The sequence below is a fragment of the Desulfovibrio sp. genome (assembly GCF_009712225.1).
GTDB lineage: Bacteria > Desulfobacterota > Desulfovibrionia > Desulfovibrionales > Desulfovibrionaceae > Desulfovibrio.
The window spans coordinates 228,498-235,950 of record NZ_WASP01000003.1 but is presented as its reverse complement, the minus strand read 5'-3'; the positions used below and the strand labels follow the sequence as shown (position 1 = coordinate 235,950).

Annotated in this window: 6 protein-coding genes and 1 pseudogene; 4 read left to right on the top strand and 3 right to left on the bottom strand. The window is 55.7% G+C overall.

The annotated features are described in order from the left end of the window. A pseudogene (locus F8N36_RS02100) lies at nt 1-512 on the bottom strand (hypothetical protein); the annotation flags it as partial. Nucleotides 513-788: 276 nt separating this feature from the next. Beyond that, entirely contained in the window at nt 789-2,231 is a 1,443-nt protein-coding gene (locus tag F8N36_RS02095; protein WP_291331095.1) for a histidine-type phosphatase, read from the bottom strand. Between the two features lie 255 nt (nt 2,232-2,486). Between F8N36_RS02095 and F8N36_RS02090 the strand changes: the two genes are divergently transcribed. Both F8N36_RS02090 and argF read left to right on the top strand, forming a co-directional pair. After that, nucleotides 2,487-3,035, top strand: a complete 549-nt coding sequence (locus F8N36_RS02090) for an N-acetyltransferase (RefSeq protein ID WP_291331094.1) — start codon at nt 2,487-2,489, stop codon at nt 3,033-3,035. 60 nt (nt 3,036-3,095) lie between these two features. Further along, entirely contained in the window at nt 3,096-4,118 is a 1,023-nt protein-coding gene (gene argF, locus F8N36_RS02085; protein ID WP_291331093.1) for an ornithine carbamoyltransferase, read from the top strand. A gap of 60 nt (nt 4,119-4,178) precedes the next feature. On the opposite strand, the gene F8N36_RS02080 is transcribed toward argF, so the two are convergent. Then, entirely contained in the window at nt 4,179-4,322 is a 144-nt protein-coding gene (locus tag F8N36_RS02080) for a hypothetical protein (protein ID WP_291331092.1), read from the bottom strand. 312 nt (nt 4,323-4,634) lie between these two features. Between F8N36_RS02080 and F8N36_RS02075 the strand changes: the two genes are divergently transcribed. Further along, nucleotides 4,635-6,590 carry an NADH-quinone oxidoreductase subunit L gene (locus F8N36_RS02075; protein ID WP_291331091.1) on the top strand — a complete coding sequence of 652 codons (1,956 nt, stop codon included), beginning with the start codon at nt 4,635-4,637 and terminating at the stop codon, nt 6,588-6,590. Beyond that, nucleotides 6,590-7,441: an NADH-quinone oxidoreductase subunit H gene (locus tag F8N36_RS02070; RefSeq protein ID WP_291331090.1), complete on the top strand. Its 852-nt coding sequence runs from the start codon at nt 6,590-6,592 to the stop codon at nt 7,439-7,441. The genes F8N36_RS02075 and F8N36_RS02070 overlap by 1 nt, the downstream gene beginning before the upstream one ends. The last annotated feature ends 12 nt before the right edge of the window (nt 7,442-7,453 follow it).

Genomic DNA, 7,453 nt, shown 5'->3' with positions numbered 1-7,453 from the left:
GAATCGAAAACCGACTGGCTGAGCCCGGTTTCGTCCACGCTCAGGCCGTTGCTGCTGTCACTGTCCAACGCCGAGAAAAGTTTGGATGCAAGGTCATCCCCGTTTTTGCCCTTGCCAGCACCGTGCATTCCACCGGGAACCTGTCCATTCATAATGGACGAGAGCAGGTCCTTGGCGGTGGGCTGCCCTGTGGTCGAGGTGTCGGTGGCAGAACCAGTCTGGCTCTGGCCCAGCTGCATGCTGGTGAACATGGCATTGCGCTGGGTTTCGATGGCCTTTTGCAGTTCGGTTTGCGTAACCGTACCGTCGCCATCGGCGTCGATCTTGCTGTAGAGATCCTTGCTCAGTCCGGTTTCAGAGAGGGTTAGCGTGCCGTCCCCATCAGAATCCAGATCCCCAAAGAGCTTGCCTGCCAGATTGTCCTGCGTTTGTGATTCGCTGGAACCCTTCATCTGCGCAAGCATCTTCTCCCAATATGATGAAGAAGATGATGATAACGCACTGACGCTCATAACTGTCTCCCAGTCCGTGAGGACATAGCCGGTAACGCCTGCAATCCACTGCGGGCGTGGCCGAGTACTGTAAGCGCACCTCCCTGTGTCGCGTATCAGCCGGGGAAAATAATTCCCGGTAAAAAATGTGCAAAAACTGTTCCCTGAAATAGGGGGGAAATTTTTGCCGCAACCCTTGTGGACCGCGGAAACCGTGGTTTTGGGGACGCAGTAAAAGGAAAAACGCCGCATCGAATGAGACGGCGTTTACTGAAATCAGCAGGTGGATGCTGTTTTTTATCTGGTGACTGCTGTGCCCGGGGTGGATTCTGGTTTTGCAGTGGCGGCTGTGGTGCTGTCGGCCTCTATATCTGCCCGCAGACGTAGTGGCGGCACTTCCTGCGGAGCGAGGGGCGCGTTTTGCACGGCATTGCTTACCCGTTGGGTAAAGTCCTCAAGGCTGAAGCGGGCTTCGCCTACAACCGGCGGGGCTGTAACCTGGGCCGCCGTGGCCTTGTGAGTTCTGGCGGGGTCGGTAAGCTGGGGTGTGACAACAAAACTGCCCACAGGCTGGCGCTGTTCTTCAAAGGGTGCGTGCAGCGCCTCTGGTGTCTGGGCAAAAAAGCGTATTCGCACCTCTTTGCTGTCGCCCCGTTCCCACAGTTCGAGCATCAGGGCAGAACCGGGCGGGGTGGCATTGTCGGGATAGCCCGAGATTTGCCAGTTAACACCCATCAGTGCCCCAACATTAGCGATGTTGGTGTCGTGCCCCACAAAAACCACCAGCGAGGCTGCATTACAGCGCTGGTCGCGGTGCGAGCCCTCAAGGGCGGCCATCATCTCTGAAAGAAGCGAAGCCCCTTTGAGCCGGGCTACCACAGGTGCGCGGTTTACAGTGTTGAACACGCTGGTGTGCACGGGCAGCACCTCGCGCAGAACGCGTGCGTCTACCTGTCCCCAGCCCGCAGAAACATCGGGCCATTGGGCGTATTCCAGCAAAAAGATCTCGGCCATGCCAGAGGCTGCGGCCAGCGCGCCTGAAAGCCCCGCGCCGCTGCCGTCAGCTTCCACACTTACGGAATTGGGCAGGTCGGTCAGCCCGCACGAGGGCGGCAAATTATACCGGGCGCACATTTCCGCACCCAGCGGGGAGCTCAGGTGCTGCATGTGGGTCAGTGTGGTTGCGTTGTCTTCGTGCAGCCTGTCCAGATCGCCACCGGCATTGTCTATGATGCTGGCGGCCACAGAGGCGGGGTCAAAGCGTTGTATCCCCGCCTGCACGGGGTGAAAGAGCGGGTCGGGCGACTGGCCCGAAACCGCGTAAGACTGGCTGCCATCGGGGCAAAGACCATCAAGCAGTGCCTTGGCGGTGGCCCGGGTGCGCTGGTCCACGTCGGCGCGAACAAATACCTTGCCGGGCGGGGGACAGACTGCGTCTGGCAGCAGGCCGAGGTTCAGCATGCGCCCGCGCATGTCTTCCCACATGGCGGTAACAAGGCGTGCGCCGCGAGGCGTCAGGTGCCCCCTTGGCACGGGCCACTGGGGCCAGGTGCGGGTGCTCCACTGCGAGAGTGTAGCGGCAGTTTGTGTTGGCGAACGCACTCCATGACGGGTAAGGGCCACGATCTTGGTCAGGCGGGGATGGTCGCCCCCCTGATCGGCAGCAATGACTGACCTGGGCACATGGCACAACAGTGCGCAGACAAGGCAGATTATGGTAAACCGTAGTGCAGAACGCATGCTTTCTCCTTGGTGGAGGCATCATAGCTGCAAAGGCGTATGCGGGCAACGCCGATTTGCTGGTTGAAAGGGGGTAAATGTGTTGCGGTGGGCAAATTTTGTGCGCATTGGGGCCGTAACTGCTTGCACAGCGCAAAGCTTGTTATTATGCTTACTCTTTGCGGCAGAGTTTGGCGTGCACTTGTTTGGTCAACCTTTCAGGCTTCTTTTACCCTGTGTGGGGGTAAAGGCACACTTCAGATTTTGGGGAGCATGATGGCCATTGCCATTCCACGTGTAGGAGTTGAAGAAAAACCGCTTGTTCAGGATGTGCAGATTGATAATCTTTCTTCCCTGGTCATCCGGTCGGCGACAGTGCGCGACGTGCACGGCATGTCTGCGCTCATCAACCACTACGCATCGTCCAATGTAATGCTGGCGCGTGGCCCGCAGTATCTTTACCAGCATATACAGGATTACATGGTTGCTACGGCGCCTTCCTCCATTGACGGTCAGGATGTGGTGGTGGCCTGTGGTGCCGTGCATGTGTTGTGGGAAGACCTGGCGGAAATTCGTTCTGTTGCCGTGCACCCCGCCTGTCAGGCGCAGGGCTTTGGCAAAAGGCTGGTGGCCGCTCTGGTGGACCGATGCCGTAATCTTGGCCTGCCACGGGTTTTTGCCTTTACCCTGGCAGCGCCTTTTTTTTCCAGGTGTGGATTCAGCGAATTCAAGCGAGAAGACATGCCTGCCATTGTGTGGGTTGAATGCAGTAAATGTCCCAAGTTTTACTGCTGTGACGAAATTGGAATGTTACTCTACTTATAGTTTTTGTCTTGCGGCCCAGCCGCAGGGGAGCACACTGTCTGCAAAAGGTGGGAATGCGTCATGAGCAACAAGCTGTATCAGCGGGATTTTTTGAAAGAAACCGACTTCACGCCGGAAGAACTCACCTATTTGCTGGATCTGGCCGCCCAGCTTAAACGGGCCAAAAAGGCGCGTCGAGAGCCAAAGTTTCTGGCAGACAAAAATATTGTCATTCTTTTTGAAAAAGATTCCACGCGCACCCGTTGTTCCTTTGAAGTGGCGGCCTATGATCAGGGCGCTCGCATAACCTATCTTGGCCCCTCAGGTTCACAGATGGGCAAAAAAGAATCACTGGCTGACACAGCCCGCGTGCTTGCCCGTTTTTATGATGGCATCGAGTACCGTGGCTTTGAGCAGGAGAGGGTAGAGGCCCTGGCAAAGCACGCCAACGTGCCTGTGTGGAACGGTCTTACCAACGAGTGGCACCCCACCCAGTTTCTGGCAGACATGCTTACCATGCGCGAATGCTGCAATAAACCTTTGTGCAAGCAAACGCTGGCATATCTTGGAGATGCGCGCTATAATATGGGCAATTCTCTGATGGTTGGGTCAGCCCTGCTGGGCCTCGACTTCCGTTCCGTAGCTCCCAAGGCTTTGTGGACGTCTGACGAGGTTTTTGAAACGGCAACCCGCATAGCCAAAACCACAGGTGCGCGCATTACTCGTACAGAAAGCGTGCAGGAAGGCGTTAAAGACTGCGATTTTCTCTCCACCGATGTTTGGGTGTCCATGGGCGAGCCGGATTCTGTTTGGAAAGAGCGCATCGAGCTGTTAACGCCGTACCGTGTGGACGCGGCAACAATGGAAATGACGGGCAATGCAGACTGCAAGTTTTTGCATTGCCTGCCCAGTTTCCATAATCGCGATACTACAGTTGGCGAAAACATCTATCAGCGCTTCGGCATTGAATGCATGGAAGTGAGCGATGATGTGTTTGAATCGCCCCGCAATATGGCCTTTGAGGAGGCAGAGAACCGTCTGCACACCATCAAGGCCGTCATGGTCGCCACCATGGCCGAAGAGCCTCTGGTGCTCGACGCCTGAGCCTGATTCTGCGCGCTCCGCACCGCTAGCGGATCCCGCGCGCCAAGGCCCTGCAAGGCACTATACAGCAAGCGTCCTTGCCACACCCTGCACAGTAATTGTGCAAAATGGTGTGGCCGGGACGCTTGCTTTTTTGCGCGCATTTTTCATTTTTTGCGCCATGGTTTGCCACTTCTTCACCCCCCATTTCAGATTTTTTTCCATCCCTGGCAGGTCAGGCCGCTGGCAACTTACGTGCAACGCGGTGGAAATCCCGAGTAGAAATATGCCTATTCTGGCCAAAAATTGCTGCTCAAATTCAGGCGGATAAAATACAAATCTCCAAGTATGTTTTGTTCATCAAACAAACAGTGTGGCAATTTTTTGCAAATATGTTGACGCAAGAATGTACATAGATTAACTCTAAAAGAAAGAAAATGGACAAAGGATGTAAGGAGGTTTGTGATTTTTTTATGTTGTGAGGAAGTTATCTAGAGTGAAGTTTTTCACAACTCGCAATGTAGTGGGGCAATGAAGATGAGTACACTTGTTTTTTGTTGTGTAGCACTGCCGTTTATTATGGCGCTTGTGCTCTATTTCACGCAAAGCAGCGGCACACGTAAACTGATAGTGCCTGCGGCGATTACGATCATGGCAGTGGCAGCCGTGACCTTGGGCGCGAATGGCGCTTTCAGGCTTGAGGTCGGTTCCATACTTGGCCTTTCGGCCGATTCCGTGTTCAGCGTGCTGGACCTGCTCTTGCTGGTCTACATTCTCGGCATAGGTTGGAAACTTGGCAGCCGCCTCATCATGGGCATGACCCTGCTTCAGCTTGTGGGCATGCTTTACCTCAAATTTGTTCTCCCCGGGCATGAAGTGCCCATCACTGCCTTTGTGGCAGACGGGCTTTCGTTGATCATGGTGATCATCATCACCGTGGTGGGCGGGCTTATCACCATTTACGGTATGGGCTACATGGATCTGCACGAGGAGCACCTGCACCTGCGTGTTTCGCGCCAGCCCCGATTTTTTGCCATTATTTTCTGCTTCCTGGGAGCCATGAACGGTCTGGTGCTTTGCAACAATCTCTCATGGATGTTCCTTTTCTGGGAAATTACAACGCTGTGTTCATTCATGCTCATAGGGCATGACCAGACAGACGAGTCAAAAGCCAACGCGCAACGCGCCTTGTGGATGAACGTGCTTGGGGGCTTGGCCTTTGTCTCGGCCATGCTGTTCATTCAGAAGAGCCTCGGCACGCTCTCTACCGAGCTTGTGCTGCAAAAAATGACCGCCATGGATGTGAAGAACACGGCCATTTTGCTGCCTTTTGCATTCTTCTGTCTGGCCGCCTTTACCAAGTCGGCGCAGGTTCCCTTTGAAAGCTGGCTTTGCGGCGCCATGGTCGCGCCCACGCCTGTTTCGGCCCTGCTGCACTCGGCTACCATGGTGAAAGCGGGTACCTACCTCTTGCTGCGCATGGCCCCCGCCTTTGCGGGAACCACCATGTCCACCATTGTGGCCCTGTTTGGTGCATTTACCTTTGTGGCAACCTGTATTCTTGCGGTGAGCCAGAGCAACGCCAAAAAGGTGCTGGCATACTCCACAATCGCAAACCTGGGCCTCATTATTGCCTGTGTGGGTATTAACACGGCGGCCTCGATGATGGCGGCAACCACCATCATCATCTACCACTCCGTGTCCAAGGGCCTGCTGTTCATGTGCGTGGGCGCCATTGAGCAGCGCATCGGTTCGCGCGATATCGAAGACATGCGCGGCCTGTACGGCAAGATGCCCCGTACTGCCATTATCACCGTCATCGGCATTTTTACCATGATGCTGCCTCCCTTTGGCATGCTGATTGGTAAGTGGATGGCCATCGAGGCTATTGCCCGCGCCACCCAGGCCATGACGCCCATCGTCTTTTTCGTAGCCTTGGGCTCGGCCTTTACCGTACTGTTCTGGGCCCGCTGGGCTGGCGTACTTGTTTCTTCCTCCAAGATGCACGAACGCCCCACCCACGGTCACCCCAAGCCTTCGGTCATGTTTGCACTGCGTTCGCTGTGCGGTCTTGCGGTGGGCTTCTCGTTCATTTCGCCCATGGTGCTTCAGACTTTTGTGGAACCCTCGGTGCGGGCCGTGTACGCACGCTTCAACCTGCAGACTGAGGGCTTCATTCCCGGTGCTACCCTTACCGGGGCCGAAGGGTACGTGTGGATTTACTTCCTGTTCCTTCTGCTGGGTCTGGGTGTGTGGTATGCTTGGCGCGAAGCCCGCAGGGTTCCCGAATCTGCTCACGCACAGCCCTATTTCTCGGGTCTTACGCAAGTAAAGGACGGCGTGGTTGGCTTCAAGGGGCCCATGAATGCCTTTGAACCAGTACGCGTGGCCAACTTCTATCTCAGCCAGTATTTTGGCGAGAGCAAGATTACGCGGGCCATCGACATCATTTCCACCGCATTCCTGGTCGTACTGGTAGGAGGTCTGCTGTAATGCTCACCATCTTCAGCGCAATCGGCGGTTTGATTCTGTCGCCCCTGGTGGGCGGGCTGCTTACCGGACTTGATCGCCGCATTACGGCGCGCCTTCAGTCCCGTCTTGGGCCTCCGCTGCTTCAGCCTTTTTATGATATCTTCAAACTGCTGGGCAAACAGCCGCAGGTAACCAATGCCTGGCTTGTGTTCAGCGCGTATGTAACGCTTATTTCGTCAGTGCTTTCTCTGCTGCTCTTCTTTATGGGCGGAGACCTGCTGCTGCTGTTCTTTGTGCTTACCGTGGGTGCTGTGTTTCAGGTAGTGGGCGCCGTGTGCGTGCCCTCGCCCTACAGCAACATGGGCGCCCAGCGCGAGCTGCTGCTCATGCTGGCTTATGAGCCCATCCTGATTCTGGTGTTCGTGGGTTTTGCCATGTGCACGGGGTCGTTTTCCATCGCCGCAGTATTCCAGCTTGAACAGCCCCTACTGCTCAAGATGCCGCTGCTGTTCCTGGCCCTTGGCTACGCCCTGACCATCAAGCTGCGCAAGTCGCCCTTTGATATCGCGGCCAGCCACCACGGCCACCAGGAACTGGTGCGTGGCGTGCAGACCGAATACTCTGGTCCCTATCTTGCGCTTATTGAAATTGCCCACTGGCTTGATCTGGTGCTTATTCTTGGGCTGTGCGCCATGTTCTGGCACACCAGCTTTGTGGGAATGGCCGTTCTCGTGGGCGCCTCGCTGTTCACAGAAATTCTTATCGACAACATCACCGCCCGTTTGACCTGGCAGTGGATGGTGCAAAAGAAGTCCCTGTTGCTCGGCATGGGTCTGGCCCTGGTTAATCTTTTATGGCTGTACGTGGCGTAAGGAGGCCGGAAT